We start from the raw sequence: 22,398 nt of genomic DNA on the forward strand, positions 1-22,398 counted from the left end.
TTAATGTGTAATTATTTTCTGTATTGGAAATTTAGTGATTAATTTGTTATTGTTGTATAGGTTTGGCTCTAATTGTTTTTTTTTGCGTCTAAAAATTTGGAGAATATTTAACATAAAATTCTTGATTTGATATTTATTGTTTGGTATATTTGGTTATTCTCTGAGGAATTAAATGTTCGTGAAAAGAGGGGTGAAGTGATTTTTTTATTTGTCCTATGTTAGTAGGCGTTTTATCCAATTATAAATCATGTTTAAGTTTTTTTTAATTTCCTGTTCTTTGTGTTGTGATTTAAATGTGTTAAAAGATTTAATAAGGTAGATTTTTTTGTATGTTGTTTTTAGTTAATTTATAGGTACGGTATTTTAATATATCTATTTATTTAATATAATTAATAAATTTAAATTACTAATACGGCAAGTGTATGTTTAGGTTGTCTCCTTTTGATTTTGTTTGTTCTTCAATTTGTTGAATTTTAATCCTATTTATGTTATAATGAGTAATACTGAAAGTATAATCCAACGACTCTATTCTTCTGTAAGGAAAAGTCCTTATAAGACATCTTTTATTAAGTTAAATTCTCTAAATGATGTTGAAGAAAAAATTTCTTATGAAGACCTCTTAAAGAATGTAGAGATATTAAGTAAGTATATTAATTGTAAAGGTGTTAAGCGAGGGGATAGGTTGGGACTAATGTATACGGATTATTTTGAATTTATTATAGCATTTCTCGCTTGTCAATACTGTGGCGGTACTGCAGTTCCAATCTATGTAGCTAAATCTGCTAAGAAAAATGAACACATCATCAATTTATTGAGTAATGCGAAGTTGACTTTTATCCTAAGTACTTCAGAAATTGCGAGTCAATTGATAGATGTTTGTCAGGAGCTTGTTGAAATGAGCGAAAGAGTTATTTGTACGGATAATATTGATGTAAAATCGGTTTTCTTTAGTTCTAGTTTAATTGAATCTGCCTTAGTTCCAGATGAGCATCCTGTATTTATTCAATATACTTCAGGTTCTACGGGAGACCCTAAAGGTGTTATAATAAGCAATGAAAATTTGATGCATAATTTGAGAAATATTAGTGAAACTTTTTTTGTGAATGATGAATCAATTATTTTTTCGTGGTTACCATTCTATCATGATATGGGGCTTGTAGGAGTTATACTTGAATCTATTTATGCTGGCAGTACATGTATTCTATTGGACCCTGTTCATTTTTTGCAAACCCCCAGTCGATGGCTTTTGGGGATTTCTAAATTTAAAGCTACACATAGTGGTGGGCCTAATTTTGCTTATGATATGTGTTTAGAGATTGAGCAAGAAAGCATTGGAATGTCGAATTTAGATCTTTCGAGTTGGAAAGTTGCTTTTATTGGGGCTGATTTCGTCAATTCATCTACTATACGAAGGTTCTCAAGGAAGTTTGAAACTTTTGGTTTTAATAAGAATTCCATTTTTCCTTGTTATGGACTTGCGGAAGCAACGTTATTGGTTTCTGGAATGAAGTCATTGAAATGTTCTCCGACTATTCTGTTTGAACATAATAATAAGCGTGATGCCTATGCTAACAATATGAGCCAAGGTGAGGTTGTTAGTTTAGGGCGCTGTCATAAAGATCTTGATATTAAAATTATTTCATTAGATCGAGATCAAGTATGCGGTGATTCTGAAGAAGGTGAAATTTGTGTTTATGGCCCCAATATATTTTCAGGCTATTTTGGGTTAGATAATAATAGTAAAATGTTTCTAAATATTGATGGTCTTAAATATTTTAAAACTGGAGACTTAGGATTCGTTTTACAGAAAGAATTATATTTTTTAGGGAGAATTAAAGATGTGGTTGTCATAAGAGGTAGGAACTTTTTTCCAGTCGATTTTGAAACAAAGTTAACTGATAAGTATGATTTCATTTTTAAGGGAGGGTTTTTAATGTTTAAAGAGACCGATTTGTGTGATGATTTTATTTTACTTATCGAAATTAAAAGGACAAAGATTAATGTAGTTGTAAGTGAGAGGTGGATAGATGATTTGAGTCGTTATATCGGCATAGCTTTCGATGTTCAACCTCTAAAAATATTGTTTCTATCACCTCGATCATTACCCAGGACATCCAGCGGAAAAATTAATCGGAAAATTTCTAAGCATTCATATTTTACCGGCTCGTTAAAAGTAATAGATGTCTATGAGCGGCAATCCTATGATGGTTTTGTAATTGATTATGATTTGATTTTGAGGATTAAGAACCAGTGCAAATACGAGGATATTAAACTGTATATTTTCACCCTTCTTAATAAAATTACTGGGATAATTTTTGATGAAATAGATGAGGACAATGATTCCTTTCGAACCTTGGGTGTCGATTCATTAAGGTTTACTGAGGTTATTAATTATATAAATAAAGAATTTGAAATACATTTAAGGTTAGATTTGGTTAGAAAAAACTCATCAATCGGAGATTTTTTAATATATATGGAAAATTTGATATGGGTTAGGTATGGTTTTGTTTCAAATAATGAAATTATTTTATGAGTATCACTGAATTAATTAGTTTTTTAAAAAATATCGGTGTGATGCCGAAAATGGTCAATGGGGATTTAAAATTAATTGGAAATGTTCAAGATCTTTCTGAGGATTTACTTAAAACAGCGAAATTATTAAAAAAGGACCTTACCCATTATCTTAGTCAAACCTCTGAAACCTCACTAATAAATACTGATGCTAATATTCCTTGTATTACTCCTATGCAGCTTGGGATTTGGTCGGCTTGTCGTTTGTTTGGCGGTTTTTCGAGCTATAATCTGGTCTTTGATATGCAGATTTATGGGAAACTTGAATTTACTGACTTTGAAAATTCTTTTAAATCTGTTATTGACCAATTCGATATTTTGAGATCAATTTTTTTTGATTTTGATAATGAATTAAAACGTTCTGTAAATCCAATAAATAGTTTTAAACTGAGTTTTCTGGATCTATCTCAAAATTTAGATAAGTTTAAATATATAGAAAAGGAAATTGATGCATATTGTAAATATGAGTTTGAACCAGAGTATGGCGATTTATTGAAAGCCACATTAGTGAAGTTAGATGAAGCCCATTATGCGGTCATATTTTGTGTTCATCATATGATTTTTGATGGATATTCGATTTCTATTTTAATTAATAGATTGACGGATGAATATTTGAAGAGAGTTAAAGGAGGTTATTTTTTTCAAAGACCTGCTTTGAGATTTGAGCACAAGAGTGTGGGAGAGAATGATTGGTCAAATGAAGTTTCGGATTTTTGGAACAAACAAATTAAAAAAAAAGCGGAAAGGCCTGATTTGCCATTAGATTTTTCGAGAACAGCTACTCGCTCTGTCCAAGGGAGTTCTTATAAATCTGTTTTTGATGCTAAGCAATGTGTTTTAATAAGGGAATTTTGTCTCAAGTATAATTTTACTTTTTTTGAGTTTTTTAGTTGTATTTTAAGTATTTTTCTTTATAGGATTAGTAATGAAAATGCTGTTGTTTTTGGTACGACATTATCAACTAGGTTTCATCAATCAGATCAAAATCAAATTGGCCCTCTTGTTAATATTGTCCCAGTTTTCTTTTCAGATTTCTTGGATGACTCTTTTTTGGAAATGATTGAAAAATATGCTAAACATTTTAATGAGTTGTTGGTATATGGCAATTATCCATTTAGCAAGATTTTAGAACTAGATAAAACAAAATTTGATTTATCGAGAAATCCTTTATTTGATGTTATGATGGTTTTTCATGAGCCATTTCGTTCTGTTAATACCAATAAAGATGAGAATTTTGTTATTGATAAGTTGGGAGAGCTGAGTTGGAAATCCGGTCGAAAGAAAAATGTTCGATTTGATTTGACATTTAACTTTATTGAAGATCCTAGCGGAAGTTTTTATTTGGATATTGAATATTGTACTCTATTGTTCAAACAAACTTCAATTTTACGATTTGTTGACCTTGTGAATAGTATTATTGTAAGTTGTTTAGATACGCCATTTGTATCAATAAAACAATTAGGATTTTTGAGCCCCTTAGAGGTCGAGCGTCTTGTTTATGGGGTTAATGCGACGGAAGTTTCTTATCCTGAGGGGGAGAGTGTTGTGAGTCTTTTTGAGTCTAGTGCGGCTCTTTATGGTGATCTTCCGGCTGTGGTTTACGGGGATCGGGAGCTGAGCTACCGTGATCTGGACGTTTTGTCGAACCGTCTTGGGGACTATCTCAGACGGGAGCACGGTGTTGGCCGTGAAGTTCTTGTAGGTTTGCTTTTGGAGCGTTCGGAATGGATGGTGGTTGCGATTCTCGGTGTTCTTAAGGCCGGAGGAGCCTATGTTCCCATTGACCCCGGTTATCCGCGGTCGAGGGTTGAGTATATGTTGTCTGACAGTGGCTGCCGTGTTGTTATAGATGACTCTTTTCTGTCCGATTTTCAGTCGGTGATGGGCGATTACAGCGCGGGTTCCCTTGAAGGGGTTACCGATGGCAGTGACCTTGCATATGTTATCTATACTTCTGGTTCTACGGGTGAACCCAAGGGGGTTATGGTGGAGCACAGAAATGTGGTTGAATATGTTTACAGTATCAATAATAGAACAAATATAGAAGAATGCGATAGCTTCGGTTTCTTATCAAGTTTTGCGGCTGATCTTGGGAATACAGTACTTTATCCTTCTTTATTTTTAGGAAAGAAACTCCATGTTTTCTCAGATATGGAACTGAGTGTTGCTGGTCATGGTTTCTCTAAAGAGATTGACTGTATAAAAATAGCCCCCAGTCACTGGAAGGCTCTTCGTGACATGGGCTATTTTTTGACTCCCGCTAAATGTTTAATATTTGGCGGAGAGGAATTAGATTCTAATATATTGTTGTCATTGCAGGAACTTTCGGCAACATGCAACGTGTATAATCATTATGGTCCTACCGAGACGACAGTTGGAAAACTGGTTCAGAAGGTTGATTTGGGATTTTCAGGGGGAAAAATACCGCTCGGGACACCATTAGGTAATAATTGGGTTTATATTCTTGACGGTAATATGGGAGTTGTTCCAGAGGGCTGTTTGGGGGAGATCTATATCGGTGGTGCTGGTGTTTCGCGGGGTTACCTTAACCGTCCCGATCTGACGTCTTTGCGATTTGTAGCTGATCCCTACCGTCCCGGGGAGCGTCTTTACCGTACGGGCGATCTCGGTGTTCGTCTGTCAGGTGGAGAGATCGAGTACCGGGGCCGTATGGACGACCAGGTAAAGGTGCGTGGCTACCGTATCGAGCTTGGCGAGGTTGACCGTTTTGTTCAGAGCTGTTCGGGTATCCTGGGTAGTGTTACCGTTGCACGTGAGGTCAATGGGGGGGACCGTGAGCTTGTTTCGTATATTGTTAGCTCTGTCCCTGTTGATGTGGGCGCTCTTCGGGCTGAGCTTGGGGAGCTGGTTCCGTCTTATATGGTTCCGTCGCGTTATGTTGAGCTTTCGGAGCTTCCGCTGACACCGAACGGTAAGGTCGACCGGAAGTCATTGCCTGATCCCGAGGAGGGTGTGTTGGGCACGGGTACGGAGTACGTGGGTGCGCGTAATGCGGTGGAGTCTCTTCTGGTTTCGATCTGGGAGGAAGTTCTGGGCCGTTCGGGCATCGGTATCCACGACAATTTTTTTGATCTTGGGGGGAACAGTCTGCGGGCTATCCGTCTTTCGGGCAGTGTTTCGCGGAGTTTCCATGTTCAGATGTCCCTGCAGGACCTTTTCCTGCACCCTACGGTTTCGGGTCAGTCAGGTCTTCTTTCCAGGGGCAACCTTCCGGGCGTTGTAGGCATCGCTCGGGTTCCCGACAGTGATTCCGGTTACCCTTTGTCGTCCTCGCAGCGTCGTCTATGGGTTCTGAGCCAGTTTGATGGGGGCAGCATGGCCTACCATGTTCCGTCGGTTTATGTTTTCCGTGGTGTTCTGGATATTTCTGCACTGGAGGGGTCTTTCCGCGAGCTCATCGGGCGCCATGAGATCCTGCGGACGGTTTTCCGTACGGTTGATGGGGGAGATGTGCGTCAGGTTGTTCTTTCAGCGGAAGATGCGGGATTTTCCCTTGCATACCGTGATCTTATTGGAGAGGGTTATGCAATAGAGGGAGGGGGTGTTGAGGGGCTGCTGTCCTCTGAGATCGGGCGTCCTTTTGACCTATCTTCGGGCCCCCTGCTTCGTGCGCACCTTTACCGTACAGGTCCCTCGGAGTGGGTTTTTCTGTGCACGATGCACCATATCATCAGTGATGGCTGGTCTATGGGTATCATGGTCAAGGAAGTTCTGTCGCTTTATGGTTCGCTTTCTTCTGGTTTGGTGGTGGATCTGCCGTCGCTTGAACTTCAGTACCGTGATTATGCGAGCTGGGAGTCTGGTCATCTGTCCGGGGACTTTTTTTCTGTCTCTCGTTCCTACTGGCTAGAGCAGCTGGGGGGTGAGCTTCCGGTGCTGCAGCTGCCTGAGGACCTTGTGCGTCCTGCAGTAAAGAGCTACCGTGGTTCCCGTGTTTCTGTTTCGTTGTCGTTGTCTGACTCCGTGGCCTTCCGTTCTGTGCTGCAGGGGTCAGGCTGTACGCTTTTCATGGGCTGTCTGGCTTCTGTCAACGGTCTTTTTTACCGTTACAGCGGTCAGACAGACCAGGTCATCGGTAGTCCCATTGCTGGGCGTGAGCATGCCGGTCTTTCCGGTCAGCTGGGTTTTTATGCGAACACGCTTGCTTTTCGGAGCCGTTTTACGGGAGAAGAAGATTTTCTGGGGCTTCTGTCGCAAGTTCGTTCTGTGTGCCTTGGCGGTTATGCGCACCAGCTTTATCCTTTTGAGCGTTTAGTTGAGGAACTGGGAGTTGTCCGTGACATGGGGCGCAACCCGCTGTTCGATGTCATGTTGAGCGTTCAGGAAGATAGTGCTATAGGGTCTGGTGCTGTTTGTGTGGGCGGTGTTGAGGTTAGCGGTTACGGGGGTTCTTATGGGGACTCTACGAGCAAGTTTGACCTTCTGTTTACGTTTTCGGAATCCGGGGGTGTTCTTTCCGTGGGGCTTGAGTACAGCACGGATGTTTATAGCGATTCGCGGGCGCGGAGTATCCTTGATCACCTGCGTAGTTTCATCTGCTGTGTTTCATCGGGTCCTGGGGTTCGCCTTGGGGAAGTTGCCTATCTGGGGGCAGATGAGGTCGATCGTCTTGTTTATGGGTTTAATGCGACGGATGTTTCTTATCCTGATGGGGAGAGTGTTGTGAGTCTTTTTGAGTCTAGTGCGGCTCTTTATGGTGATCTTCCGGCTGTGGTTTACGGGGATCGGGAGCTGAGCTACCGTGATCTGGACGTTTTGTCGAACCGTCTTGGGGACTACCTCAGACGGGAGCACGGTGTTGGCCGTGAAGTTCTTGTAGGTTTGCTTTTGGAGCGTTCGGAATGGATGGTGGTTGCGATTCTCGGTGTTCTTAAGGCCGGAGGAGCCTATGTTCCGATTGACCCCGGTTATCCGCGGTCGAGGGTTGAGTATATGTTGTCTGACAGTGGCTGCCGTGTTGTGATAGATGACTCTTTTCTGTCCGATTTTCAGTCGGTGATGGGCGATTACAGCGCGGGTTCCCTTGAAGGGGTTACCGATGGCAGTGACCTTGCATATGTTATCTATACTTCTGGTTCTACGGGTGAACCCAAGGGGGTTATGGTGGAGCACAGAAATGTGGTTTCTTTATTGAAATGGAGTTCAGTTGAATATTGCAATGATGAAATCGAGACCGTTTTTGTGACAACTTCATTAAGTTTTGATGTTTCTGTTTTCGAAGTTCTTTTTGCTTTAATTAATAATAAGCGGTGTGTTATTTTAGAAAGTGCACTTGAGATTAAGAATTATTTGCGTCTGTTTAAGGGAGTCTTGTTGTCCTTTCTGCCTCGGATGTTAACATTTTTAAAAAGTAGTGACTTAACATCTGTCAAAGCTATTAATGTTGCGGGAGAGTCTTTTCTGATGGATTATGTGAGACATCTTGAAATGGGGCCGATTAAAGTTAGGAATCTTTACGGTCCTACAGAAACTACAATATATAGCAGTCGTTTTTTTATAGATAATACTTCTAATATTGTTACGATAGGTCGACCTTTGCATAACGAATATATCTATATTCTTGACGGTAATATGGGAGTTGTTCCAGAGGGCTGTTTGGGGGAGATCTATATCGGTGGTGCTGGTGTTTCGCGGGGTTACCTTAACCGTCCCGATCTGACGTCTTTGCGATTTGTAGCTGATCCCTACCGTCCCGGGGAGCGTCTTTACCGTACGGGCGATCTCGGTGTTCGTCTGTCAGGTGGAGAGATCGAGTACCGGGGCCGTATGGACGACCAGGTAAAGGTGCGTGGCTACCGTATCGAGCTTAGCGAGGTTGACCGTTTTGTTCAGAGCTGTTCGGGTATCCTGGGTAGTGTTACCGTTGCACGTGAGGTCAATGGGGGGGATCGGGAGCTTGTTTCGTATATTGTTAGCTCTGTCCCTGTTGATGTGGGCGCTCTTCGGGCTGAGCTTGGGGAGCTGGTTCCGTCTTATATGGTTCCGTCGCGTTATGTTGAGCTTTCGGAGCTTCCCCTGACACCGAACGGTAAGGTCGACCGGAAGTCATTGCCTGATCCCGAGGAGGGTGTGTTGGGCACGGGTACGGAGTATGTGGGTGCGCGTAATGCGGTGGAGTCTCTTCTGGTTTCGATCTGGGAGGAAGTTCTGGGCCGTTCGGGCATCGGTATCCACGACAATTTTTTTATTCTTGGGGGAGATTCGATCAAGTCTATCCAGGTTGTTTCGCGGCTTCGGCAGGGAGGGTATGGTCTCGGTATCCAGGATATCCTCCGTTTTCCGACGATTTTTTCACTTTCGGGGCTTGTTGTTGCTCTTTCCCGAGAGCCTTTTCAGGGGGTAGAGACGGGTACCTTTGGTCTCAGCCCGATCCAGCATTTATTTTTTGAGGAGATACAGGTTGACCGTCATCACTATAACCAGAGCGTGATGCTTTCCTACGATGGTGTTCTGTTGGAGGATGGTATCCGTTTCTGTTTGGGCTCACTGATGCGCCATCATGATTCGCTGCGTTATGTTTACCGGGAGGGTCCTTCCGGTTGGTTCCAGGAGAACTCGGGGGATGCTGTGCCCTTGCTGGATGTGGTCAGCATAGGGGATGACGCTGATCTTGTGGCGCACTGTGAGCGATTACAGGGAGAGTTCAGTCTTTCCGGTGGTCCGCTTTTCCGGGGCTGTATCTTTCGGCGTGACGAAGGGGACCTGTTGTTTCTTTTGTGTCACCACCTTGTGGTTGACGGTGTTTCCTGGCGGATCCTGGTGGAGGATCTTTCTCATCTTTACCAGGGGTATGTTTCTGGGCGGGGCCATGATCTTCCTTCCAAGACAGATTCCTATGGCTACTGGCAACAGAGCCTTGTCCGTTATTGTGGGAGTTCGGCATTGCAGGAAGAGTCCGCTTACTGGTCTTCTGTTGACTCAGGGGATTATGATGATCTCCGGGTGGATTTCCCTGGGGGGTCCAATCTATATGGTGATGTTTCGAGTGAGCATTTTGTTCTGGACAGGGGGACCACTGCAAAGCTTGTGGGGAGCTGTTATTCGGCCTACCGTACAGATATCAATGATATATTACTGGCATCGCTTGGTCTTTCCCTGCATGGGGAGTTCGGTATGAGTCATATCCTTGTCGGACTTGAGGGGCACGGCCGGGAGCCGATCGGTGAAGATGTTGATGTCAGCCGTACGGTAGGCTGGTTTACCAGCATATATCCGGTGGTTCTGGATATTGACGGAGGCAGCACTGCACTGGATAATCTTTTGTGCATAAAGGAGCGTGTTCACCGTGTTCCGAACAAGGGTATCGGCTATGGTATTTTGCGTTATCTCGGTGGTGCCGGCTATAGTAGTTCCCCTAATGTTGTTTTCAATTATCTTGGTGATTTTGGTGTTTCGGGCTCCGCTTCCGGGGGGGAGGTTTTCGGTTATCGTGGAGGTTCGTGGGGTTCAGGAATATCTAGTGCAGGGCCTCGGACTTCTCAATTGGATTTTACGGGTATGATCATTGACGGTGAGCTTCATTTTACTGTTGTCTATAGCGGGTGCCTCCATCTGCGCTCTACGGTGCAGGGTGTCCTTGCTTGTTTTGAGGGTCACCTTCGTTCGCTTGTCGGCATTCTTTCGGAGTGCCGAGAGGCCTATGTTACCCCTGTGGACCTGAGCTATAATTCCCTGGATCTGGCGAGTGTGCGGGATCTGGATCTTAGTGTCGGTGTGGAGGATCTCTATGAGCTGAGCCCTCTTCAGCAGGGACTTTATTACCACTGGTTATCTTCGGGAGGCTCCGGGGGGCTTTATTTTGAGCAGCTCAGGTGCAGTATTGAGGGGTCGCTCGACAGTACAGTTCTTTCCCGGAGTTACGCGCATCTTGTGGAGCGCCATGGGGTCCTTCGGACCTTTTTCACGGATGCCTATGGGGACCGTATCCTGCAGGTTGTTGCACGTGAGGCTGTGCCCGACTTTGTTTATATCGATTCGCGTGCTTCGGAGGATTTTTCTCTTTCGGAGTATCTTTCGGCAGATGTTTCCCGGGGTTTTGACCTTGGTAGGGGTTCACAGATGCGTCTTTCTGTTGTACGTGTTTCCGAGGACCGTTATGAGTTTATCTGGAGCCATCACCATATTTTGATGGACGGCTGGTGCGTGAGTATCCTTGTGAACGATTTTTTTTCGATCTATGGATCCCTGTGCCGTGGGGAGCATCCCGGGCTAGCTTCTGTGCGCCCGTATTCGGACTATATCACGTGGCTTAGGGGTATAGACCGAGTATCTTCGTATGCATACTGGCGGGCGTATCTTTTGGGTTATGAAATGCTGAGCGGCCTCCCTAAGGGATTGGCTGCTGGTGAGAGCGGTGGATCTGGGCATGGCCATTTGTCCTTTGTTCTTGACGGGGCTGCTTACGGTTCCCTTCGGACATTATGTTCTGGTTTAGGAGTTACCGAGAGTACTTTTTTCCAGTGTGCCTGGGGCATTCTTCTGGGCCGTTATAACGACCGTGATGATGTTGTTTTCGGTACGGTTGTTTCGGGTCGTCCCAGTGATCTTGTGGGGGTAGAGGACATGGTGGGTCTTTTTATCAACACTGTTCCCGTGCGGGTACGTATTGTTGAAGGCGAGAGTGTGCATGACCTTTTACTCCGTGTGCAGGGCGACTCGATTTCGGGGCTTGGCCACCATTATGTTCAGCTTGCTGACATTCAGTCGGAGAGCGGTTTTTCGGGGGCTCTATTTGACCATATAGTTGTTTATGAGAACTATCCGGTGCAGGAGCGTCTGGAGTCCTCACAGTTTGATTTCAGGGTGCTTGGGGCCACTGCTCTGGAGCAGACGAACTATGGTCTTACGGTTGTTGTTGTCCCTGGAGATACTTTCGGGGTACACTTTCATTATGACAGGAGTGTGTATCCGGAATGGCTTATCGGCGGTATTGCCAGGCATCTTGAGGAGCTTTTGGGCAATATGGTTTCGGATGTGTTGCAGGGGGGGGCTTCGGTTGCCTATCTAGGATCAGATGAGGTCGATCGTCTTGTTTATGGGGTTAATGCGACGGATGTTTCTTATCCTGATGGGGAGAGTGTTGTGAGTCTTTTTGAGTCTAGTGCGGCTCTTTATGGTGATCTACCGGCCGTGGTCTACGGGGATCGGGAGCTGAGCTACCGTGATCTGGACGGTTTGTCGAACCGTCTTGGGGACTACCTCAGACGGGAGCACGGTGTTGGCCGTGAAGTTCTTGTAGGTTTGCTTTTGGAGCGTTCGGAATGGATGGTGGTTGCGATTCTCGGTGTTCTTAAGGCCGGGGGAGCCTATGTTCCGATTGACCCCGGTTATCCGCGGTCGAGGGTTGAGTATATGTTGTCCGACAGTGGCTGCCGTGTTGTGATAGATGACTCTTTTCTGTCCGATTTTCAGTCGGTGATGGGCGATTACAGCGCGGGTTCCCTTGAAGGGGTTATCGATGGCAGTGACCTTGCATATGTTATCTATACTTCTGGTTCTACGGGTGAACCCAAGGGGGTTATGGTGGAGCACAGAAATGTGGTTTCTTTATTGAAAAATAAGGATCAATCATTTGATTTTTCTTCATCGGATACTTGGTCATTGTTTCATTCTATATGTTTTGATTTTTCGGTTTGGGAGATGTACGGTGCATTATTGTATGGAGGAAAGATAGCTCTTGCGTCCACTGAAATAATTAAGGATAGTACCCTGTTTTTAGATTTTTTGATAAAGGAAAAAGTAACGATATTAAATCAGACGCCAGGTTTTTTCTATTTAACTCTGAATTCTGCATTAAGTTCTGGAAAGAAAGTTAAATCTATACGATATATTATTTTTGGAGGGGAGGCGTTGCTACCGGCAAACTTGATTAATTATAAAAAAGTTTTCCCTAGTTCAAAAACTATAAATATGTATGGAATTACGGAAACAACTGTTCATGTTTCATTTAAGGAAATCACAGATTACGAGATAAATATAGGCATTAGTAATATTGGTAAACCCTTATCAACATTATGGGTTTATATTCTTGACGGTAATATGGGAGTTGTTCCAGAGGGCTGTTTGGGGGAGATCTATATCGGTGGTGCTGGTGTTTCGCGGGGTTACCTTAACCGTCCCGATCTGACGTCTTTGCGATTTGTAGCTGATCCCTACCGTCCCGGGGAGCGTCTTTACCGTACGGGCGATCTCGGTGTTCGTCTGTCAGGTGGAGAGATCGAGTACCGGGGCCGTATGGACGACCAGGTAAAGGTGCGTGGCTACCGTATCGAGCTTAGCGAGGTTGACCGTTTTGTTCAGAGCTGTTCGGGTATCCTGGGTAGTGTTACCGTTGCACGTGAGGTCAATGGGGGGGATCGGGAGCTTGTTTCGTATATTGTTAGCTCTGTCCCTGTTGATGTGGGCGCTCTTCGAGCGGAGCTTGGGGAGCTGGTTCCGTCTTATATGGTTCCGTCGCGTTATGTTGAGCTTTCGGAGCTTCCCCTGACACCGAACGGTAAGGTCGACCGGAAGTCATTGCCTGATCCCGAGGAGGGTGTGTTGGGCACGGGTACGGAGTATGTGGGTGCGCGTAATGCGGTGGAGTCTCTTCTGGTTTCGATCTGGGAGGAAGTTCTGGGCCGTTCGGGCATCGGTATCCACGACAATTTTTTTATTCTTGGGGGAGATTCGATCAAGTCTATCCAGGTTGTTTCGCGGCTTCGGCAGGGAGGGTATGGTCTCGGTATCCAGGATATCCTCCGTTTTCCGACGATTTTTTCACTTTCGGGGCTTGTTGTTGCTCTTTCCCGAGAGCCTTTTCAGGGGGTAGAGACGGGTACCTTTGGTCTCAGCCCGATCCAGCATTTATTTTTTGAGGAGATACAGGTTGACCGTCATCACTATAACCAGAGCGTGATGCTTTCCTACGATGGTGTTCTGTTGGAGGATGGTATCCGTTTCTGTTTGGGCTCACTGATGCGCCATCATGATTCGCTGCGTTATGTTTACCGGGAGGGTCCTTCCGGTTGGTTCCAGGAGAACTCGGGGGATGCTGTGCCCTTGCTGGATGTGGTCAGCATAGGGGATGACGCTGATCTTGTGGCGCACTGTGAGCGATTACAGGGAGAGTTCAGTCTTTCCGGTGGTCCGCTTTTCCGGGGCTGTATCTTTCGGCGTGACGAAGGGGACCTGTTGTTTCTTTTGTGTCACCACCTTGTGGTTGACGGTGTTTCCTGGCGGATCCTGGTGGAGGATCTTTCTCATCTTTACCAGGGGTATGTTTCTGGGCGGGGCCATGATCTTCCTTCCAAGACAGATTCCTATGGCTACTGGCAACAGAGCCTTGTCCGTTATTGTGGGAGTTCGGCATTGCAGGAAGAGGCCGCTTACTGGTCTTCTGTTGACTCAGGGGATTATGATGATCTCCGGGTGGATTTCCCTGGGGGGTCCAATCTATATGGTGATGTTTCGAGTGAGCATTTTGTTCTGGACAGGGGGACCACTGCAAAGCTTGTGGGGAGCTGTTATTCGGCCTACCGTACAGATATCAATGATATATTACTGGCATCGCTTGGTCTTTCCCTGCATGGGGAGTTCGGTATGAGTCATATCCTTGTCGGACTTGAGGGGCACGGCCGGGAGCCGATCGGTGAAGATGTTGATGTCAGCCGTACGGTAGGCTGGTTTACCAGCATATATCCGGTGGTTCTGGATATTGACGGAGGCAGCACTGCACTGGATAATCTTTTGTGCATAAAGGAGCGTGTTCACCGTGTTCCGAACAAGGGTATCGGCTATGGTATTTTGCGTTATCTCGGTGGTGCCGGCTATAGTAGTTCCCCTAATGTTGTTTTCAATTATCTTGGTGATTTTGGTGTTTCGGGATCTTCTAATTTTACTTATTCCGAGGGTAATTATGGTAAAGCAACAGCAAATAAAAACGAAAGAAGCACACTATTGTACTTTGAATCAGCTATAAATAAAAATGAATTTCAAGGAAAGATAGTCTATAGTAGAAATATGTTTCATAAAAAAACAATATACAAATTGTTAAAATCGGTGGAAAATAATATCAATAATTTTATCTCAATTTTATCTGAAAAAACAATCGCTGAATCTACACCTGTTGATTTCACTTATAAAGGCTTAACAATGGAACAATATGAGAAATTAAAAAAAATGTTATGATAGAAGATGTTTATGTACTTAGTCCGCTTCAAGAAGGAATATATTATCATTGGTTGAGTAGTGATTTAAAATCAGAGTTTGTATATCAAATTTCATATTGCATTGAAGCAAGTTTGGATCTTCAGAAGATCAAAGAAGCATATGAAAAATTAATATTGCGCCATGGGGTCTTGCGTACATTTTTCACCGAAGATTTTGGGGACCGTATACTTCAGGTTGTAGTTAAAGATGTAGATCCTAATTTTGTATATATTGATACAAGTGATAATATTTCTTTTTCATTATCGTCCTATAAAGATCAAGATCTTAAGCAAGGTTTTAATTTACAGAAAGCTTCGCAAATGAGGTTAACGGTTATTCATTTAAAAAATAATACCTATGAACTGATCTGGAGCTATCACCACATTATTATGGATGGGTGGTGTATGTTTAATCTTGTGAGTGATTTTTTTCAAATATACGAAGCCCTCTTTGAGAGAAGAGATTGTAAACTCAAAACTATAAGGCCATATTCAGATTATATTAAATGGCTCGAATCTGTTAATAAAGAAGCATCGTTGAGGTATTGGCAAGAGTATCTTTATGGCCATGATAGTATTACAGAATTTCCAGGGAAATTACAAGTTAGTAATTCGAGAAATGATATAATTGATGGGTTCTCACTAAGACTTAATTTACAGGATTGTGTAAAGCTTAGGTCTGTGTGTACAGAACTTGGAATTACAGAAAATGTATTTATTCAATGCGCTTGGGGAATTTTGTTAGCACGCTATACTTTTAATAATGATGTTGTCTTTGGTTCCGTTGTTTCTGGGCGTCCAGGAGAGCTTATTGGTATTGAAGATATGGTGGGACTTTTTATTAACACAATACCGGTAAGAATACATCTCAAAAAAAAGGATAGAGTATTAGACCTTTTAAACCGAATGCAAAAAGAGTTTATTTCTAGTATTCCACATCATTATGTCCAATTAGCTAGTATACAATCTCAGCATAGTCGCGCAAACAAACTATTTGATCATATTATTCAATTCCAAAATTTTCCTATTAATGAATCCAAAGATAGCATACTTAATGGGGGAGAGAGAATTATGTCTTGTACAGATCAGAAGTTTTTACACAATGGTTATGATTTAACAGCAATTGTTAATCCTCACGATTGTATAGATATAAATTTTATATATAATAGTTTGGCATTCGATAAATCTTTTATCTCTCGTTTTGGACAGTATTTAATTAATCTACTCAAGGTAATGGTGGAAAACGTATTTCAAGATGTTGAGACATTAAATTTTTTAGATCAACATGAGGTCGATCGTCTTGTTTATGGGTTTAATGCGACGGAAGTTTCTTATCCTGAGGGGGAGAGTGTTGTGAGTCTTTTTGAGTCTAGTGCGGCTCTTTATGGTGATCTTCCGGCTGTGGTTTACGGGGATCGGGAGCTGAGCTACCGGGATTTGAATGGTTTAGCTAATCAGGTTAGTTATCATTTACGTACGCAGCACGGAGTTGGAGATGGTGCATTGATCGGAATTGTGCTAGACCGTTCGGAATGGATGGTGATTGCGATTCTCGGTGTTCTTAAGGCCGGGGGAGCCTATGTTCCCATTGACCCCGGTTATCCCCAATCAAGAATAGACTATCTTATTCAGGATAGCTGTTGTCAAGCAATCATAACACAGGCTGATTATATTTTCAATTTTTCGAATTTTGAAGGGAGTCTATATGCTATAGATATAGAAATAAATTCTGAGGACACGTGTTTTGAGAATGTACCTGCAAGAATTAGTAGCAGTGACCTTGCATATGTTATCTATACTTCTGGTTCTACGGGTGAACCCAAGGGGGTTATGGTGGAGCACGGTAACCTGGTGAACTATGTTCTTTGGTCGATGGACTTTTATCTTGGGAATGTTTCCGGGGGATATTTTGGGGTTCCCAGCTCTTTGTCTTTTGATCTGACGGTTACGAGTATCTATAGCGGTCTGCTATCCGGAAGCGGTCTTTATATTTATGGCGATGGTACCGATACTGCTGATATTGTCCGCGACTCTTTGCGTGGTGAGTGCGGAGTTGGCTCTATCAAGCTGACACCTTCGCATGTGCGTCTTCTGGGTTCACTGGATTCTTTTAAGGGTAGTGTCGGTAGAGTTATCCTTGGTGGAGAGGAGGTTTTTCCGAGTGATGTTAAACTGCTTAGTTCAGTTATCGATGGTGTATCGCTTTATAATGAATATGGTCCTACGGAGGCTACAGTTGGCTGTATGGTCAAGAGCCTGGAGCCGGGTTCCGGAGTTACGCTCGGATTACCTATCAGTAATACATGGGTTTATATTCTTGACGGTAATATGGGAGTTGTTCCAGAGGGCTGTTTGGGGGAGATCTATATCGGTGGTGCTGGTGTTTCGCGGGGTTACCTTAACCGTCCCGATCTGACGTCTTTGCGATTTGTAGCTGATCCCTACCGTCCCGGGGAGCGTCTTTACCGTACGGGCGATCTCGGTGTTCGTCTGTCAGGTGGAGAGATCGAGTACCGGGGCCGTATGGACGACCAGGTAAAGGTGCGTGGCTACCGTATCGAGCTTGGCGAGGTTGACCGTTTTGTTCAGAGCTGTTCGGGTATCCTGGGTAGTGTTACCGTTGCACGTGAGGTCAATGGGGGGGATCGGGAGCTTGTTTCGTATATTGTTAGCTCTGTCCCTGTTGATGTGGGCGCTCTTCGGGCTGAGCTTGGGGAGCTGGTTCCGTCTTATATGGTTCCGTCGCGTTATGTTGAGCTTTCGGAGCTTCCCCTGACACCGAACGGTAAGGTCGACCGGAAGTCATTGCCTGATCCCGAGGAGGGTGTGTTGGGCACGGGTACGGAGTATGTGGGTGCGCGTAATGCGGTGGAGTCTCTTCTGGTTTCGATCTGGGAGGAAGTTCTGGGCCGTTCGGGCATCGGTATCCATGACAATTTTTTTATTCTTGGGGGAGATTCGATCAAGTCTATCCAGGTTGTTTCGCGGCTTCGGCAGGGGGGGTATGGTCTCGGTATCCAGGATATCCTCCGTTTTCCGACGATTTTTTCACTTTCGGGGCTTGTTGTTGCTCTTTCCCGAGAGCCTTTTCAGGGGGTAGAGACGGGTACCTTTGGTCTCAGCCCGATCCAGCATTTATTTTTTGAGGAGATACAGGTTGACCGTCATCACTATAACCAGAGCGTGATGCTTTCCTACGATGGTGTTCTGTTGGAGGATGGTATCCGTTTCTGTTTGGGCTCACTGATGCGCCATCATGATTCGCTGCGTTATGTTTACCGGGAGGGTCCTTCCGGTTGGTTCCAGGAGAACTCGGGGGATGCTGTGCCCTTGCTGGATGTGGTCAGCATAGGGGATGACGCTGATCTTGTGGCGCACTGTGAGCAATTACAGGGAGAGTTCAGTCTTTCCGGTGGTCCGCTTTTCCGGGGCTGTATCTTTCGGCGTGACGAAGGGGACCTGTTGTTTCTTTTGTGTCACCACCTTGTGGTTGACGGTGTTTCCTGGCGGATCCTGGTGGAGGATCTTTCTCATCTTTACCAGGGGTATGTTTCTGGGCGGGGCCATGATCTTCCTTCCAAGACAGATTCCTATGGCTACTGGCAACAGAGCCTTGTCCGTTATTGTGGGAGTTCGGCATTGCAGGAAGAGTCCGCTTACTGGTCTTCTGTTGATTCAGGGGATTATGATGATCTCCGGGTGGATTTCCCTGGGGGGTCCAATCTATATGGTGATGTTTCGAGTGAGCATTTTGTTCTGGACAGGGGGACCACTGCAAAGCTTGTGGGGAGCTGTTATTCGGCCTACCGTACAGATATCAATGATATATTACTGGCATCGCTTGGTCTTTCCCTGCATGGGGAGTTCGGTATGAGTCATATCCTTGTCGGACTTGAGGGGCACGGCCGGGAGCCGATCGGTGAAGATGTTGATGTCAGCCGTACGGTAGGCTGGTTTACCAGCATATATCCGGTGGTTCTGGATATTGACGGAGGCAGCACTGCACTGGATAATCTTTTGTGCATAAAGGAGCGTGTTCACCGTGTTCCGAACAAGGGTATCGGCTATGGTATTTTGCGTTATCTCGGTGGTGCCGGCTATAGTAGTTCCCCTAATGTTGTTTTCAATTATCTTGGTGATTTTGGTGTTTCGGGCTCCGCTTCCGGGGGGGAGGTTTTCGGTTATCGTGGAGGTTCGTGGGGTTCAGGAATATCTAGTGCAGGGCCTCGGACTTCTCAATTGGATTTTACGGGTATGATCATTGACGGTGAGCTTCATTTTACTGTTGTCTATAGCGGGTGCCTCCATCTGCGCTCTACGGTGCAGGGTGTCCTTGCTTGTTTTGAGGGTCACCTTCGTTCGCTTGTCGGCATTCTTTCGGAGTGCCGAGAGGCCTATGTTACCCCTGTGGACCTGAGCTATAATTCCCTGGATCTGGCGAGTGTGCGGGATCTGGATCTTAGTGTCGGTGTGGAGGATCTCTATGAGCTGAGCCCTCTTCAGCAGGGACTTTATTACCACTGGTTATCTTCGGGAGGCTCCGGGGGGCTTTATTTTGAGCAGCTCAGGTGCAGTATTGAGGGGTCGCTCGACAGTACAGTTCTTTCCCGGAGTTACGCGCATCTTGTGGAGCGCCATGGGGTCCTTCGGACCTTTTTCACGGATGCCTATGGGGACCGTATCCTGCAGGTTGTTGCACGTGAGGCTGTGCCCGACTTTGTTTATATCGATTCGCGTGCTTCGGAGGATTTTTCTCTTTCGGAGTATCTTTCGGCAGATGTTTCCCGGGGTTTTGACCTTGGTAGGGGTTCACAGATGCGTCTTTCTGTTGTACGTGTTTCCGAGGACCGTTATGAGTTTATCTGGAGCCATCACCATATTTTGATGGACGGCTGGTGCGTGAGTATCCTTGTGAACGATTTTTTTTCGATCTATGGATCCCTGTGCCGTGGGGAGCATCCCGGGCTAGCTTCTGTGCGCCCGTATTCGGACTATATCACGTGGCTTAGGGGTATAGACCGAGTATCTTCGTATGCATACTGGCGGGCGTATCTTTTGGGTTATGAAATGCTGAGCGGCCTCCCTAAGGGATTGGCTGCTGGTGAGAGCGGTGGATCTGGGCATGGCCATTTGTCCTTTGTTCTTGACGGGGCTGCTTACGGTTCCCTTCGGACATTATGTTCTGGTTTAGGAGTTACCGAGAGTACTTTTTTCCAGTGTGCCTGGGGCATTCTTCTGGGCCGTTATAACGACCGTGATGATGTTGTTTTCGGTACGGTTGTTTCGGGTCGTCCCAGTGATCTTGTGGGGGTAGAGGACATGGTGGGTCTTTTTATCAACACTGTTCCCGTGCGGGTACGTATTGTTGAAGGCGAGAGTGTGCATGACCTTTTACTCCGTGTGCAGGGCGACTCGATTTCGGGGCTTGGCCACCATTATGTTCAGCTTGCTGACATTCAGTCGGAGAGCGGTTTTTCGGGGGCTCTATTTGACCATATAGTTGTTTATGAGAACTATCCGGTGCAGGAGCGTCTGGAGTCCTCACAGTTTGATTTCAGGGTGCTTGGGGCCACTGCTCTGGAGCAGACGAACTATGGTCTTACGGTTGTTGTTGTCCCTGGAGATACTTTCGGGGTACACTTTCATTATGACAGGAGTGTGTATCCGGAATGGCTTATCGGCGGTATTGCCAGGCATCTTGAGGAGCTTTTGGGCAATATGGTTTCGGATGTGTTGCAGGGGGTTTCTTCGGTTGCCTATCTAGGATCAGATGAGGTCGATCGTCTTGTTTATGGGGTTAATGCGACGGATGTTTCTTATCCTGAGGGGGAGAGTGTTGTGAGTCTTTTTGAGTCTAGTGCGGCTCTTTATGGTGATCTTCCGGCTGTGGTTTATGGGGATCGGGAGCTGAGCTACCGTGATCTGGACGGTTTGTCGAACCGTCTTGGGGACTATCTCAGACGGGAGCACGGTGTTGGCCGTGAAGTTCTTGTAGGTTTGCTTTTGGAGCGTTCGGAATGGATGGTGGTTGCGATTCTCGGTGTTCTTAAGGCCGGAGGAGCCTATGTTCCCCTTGACCCCGGTTATCCGCGGTCGAGGGTTGAGTATATGTTGTCTGACAGTGGCTGCCGTGTTGTGATAGATGACTCTTTTCTGTCCGATTTTCAGTCGGTGATGGGCGATTACAGCGCGGGTTCCCTTGAAGGGGTTACCGATGGCAGTGACCTTGCATATGTTATCTATACTTCTGGTTCTACGGGTGAACCCAAGGGGGTTATGGTGGAGCACGGTAACCTGGTGAACTATGTTCTTTGGTCGATGGACTTTTATCTTGGGAATGTTTCCGGGGGATATTTTGGGGTTCCCAGCTCTTTGTCTTTTGATCTGACGGTTACGAGTATCTATAGCGGTCTGCTATCCGGAAGCGGTCTTTATATTTATGGCGATGGTACCGATACTGCTGATATTGTCCGCGACTCTTTGCGTGGTGAGTGCGGAGTTGGCTCTATCAAGCTGACACCTTCGCATGTGCGTCTTCTGGGTTCACTGGATTCTTTTAAGGGCAGTGTCGGTAGAGTTATCCTTGGTGGAGAGGAGGTTTTTCCGAGTGATGTTAAACTGCTTAGTTCAGTTATCGATGGTGTATCGCTTTATAATGAATATGGTCCTACGGAGGCTACAGTTGGCTGTATGGTCAAGAGCCTGGAGCCGGGTTCCGGAGTTACGCTCGGATTACCTATCAGTAATACGTGGATCTATATTCTTGACGGTAATATGGGAGTTGTTCCAGAGGGCTGTTTGGGGGAGATCTATATCGGTGGTGCTGGTGTTTCGCGGGGATACCTTAACCGTCCCGATCTGACGTCTTTGCGATTTGTAGCTGATCCCTACCGTCCCGGGGAGCGTCTTTACCGTACGGGCGATCTCGGTGTTCGTCTGTCAGGTGGAGAGATCGAGTACCGGGGCCGTATGGACGACCAGGTAAAGGTGCGTGGCTACCGTATCGAGCTTGGCGAGGTTGACCTTGCGCTTCAGAGCTGTTCGGGTATCCTGGGTAGTGTTACCGTTGCACGTGAGGTCAATGGGGGGGACCGGGAGCTTGTTTCGTATATTGTTAGCTCTGTCCCTGTTGATGTGGGCGCTCTTCGAGCGGAGCTTGGGGAGCTGGTTCCGTCTTATATGGTTCCGTCGCGTTATGTTGAGCTTTCGGAGCTTCCCCTGACATCGAACGGTAAGGTCGACCGGAAGTCATTGCCTGATGCCGATCAGGGCTTGTTGGGTACTGGTACGGAGTATGTGGGTGCGCGTAATGCGGTGGAGTCTCTTCTGGTTTCGATCTGGGAGGAAGTTCTGGGCCGTTCGGGCATCGGTATCCACGACAATTTTTTTGATCTTGGGGGGAACAGTCTGAAAGCAATGGAACTATCTCTGTTGATTAGAAAAAAAATTGATGCAAAAATAGACTTAAGAAAGCTATTTCTTCATGCCGATATCGAAAGTTTAGCTGCTGAAATAGATCATGCTTTGTGGTTTGGAAAAGCTGATAATGTCAAAACTGACGATGAAAATAAAACGTATATAAGCGTATAGTTATCATAACTGTAAAATAAATATAATT

The 22,398-nt window shown here is 45.3% G+C and carries 3 protein-coding genes; all 3 read left to right on the forward strand.

The window, feature by feature from the left end:
• Positions 1 to 493: 493 nt before the first annotated feature.
• Genes OGI71_RS22190 through OGI71_RS22200 form a run of 3 tightly spaced genes read left to right on the forward strand, consistent with a single transcriptional unit; the run spans position 494 to position 22,370 of the window.
• Complete coding sequence (locus OGI71_RS22190; RefSeq protein ID WP_282252005.1) at positions 494 to 2,533, forward strand: non-ribosomal peptide synthetase; 2,040 nt, start codon at positions 494 to 496, stop codon at positions 2,531 to 2,533.
• Entirely contained in the window at positions 2,530 to 14,760 is a 12,231-nt protein-coding gene (locus OGI71_RS22195) for a non-ribosomal peptide synthetase (protein ID WP_282252006.1), read from the forward strand. The genes OGI71_RS22190 and OGI71_RS22195 overlap by 4 nt, the downstream gene beginning before the upstream one ends.
• Positions 14,757 to 22,370 (forward strand): non-ribosomal peptide synthetase, encoded by a 7,614-nt coding sequence (locus tag OGI71_RS22200; RefSeq protein ID WP_282252007.1) that lies wholly within the window; start codon positions 14,757 to 14,759, stop codon positions 22,368 to 22,370. The genes OGI71_RS22195 and OGI71_RS22200 overlap by 4 nt, the downstream gene beginning before the upstream one ends.
• The last annotated feature ends 28 nt before the right edge of the window (positions 22,371 to 22,398 follow it).

Origin of the sequence: Sphingobacterium sp. ML3W (assembly GCF_029542085.1) — a bacterium.
Lineage (GTDB): Bacteria > Bacteroidota > Bacteroidia > Sphingobacteriales > Sphingobacteriaceae > Sphingobacterium.

Bases quoted from the DNA above. Each gene is read 5' to 3' on its own strand.
- OGI71_RS22190 (WP_282252005.1), top strand. From the start codon at position 494: ATGAGTAATACTGAAAGTATAATCCAACGACTCTATTCTTCTGTAAGG.
- OGI71_RS22200 (WP_282252007.1), top strand. From the start codon at position 14,757: ATGATAGAAGATGTTTATGTACTTAGTCCGCTTCAAGAAGGAATATAT.
- OGI71_RS22195 (WP_282252006.1), top strand. From the start codon at position 2,530: ATGAGTATCACTGAATTAATTAGTTTTTTAAAAAATATCGGTGTGATG.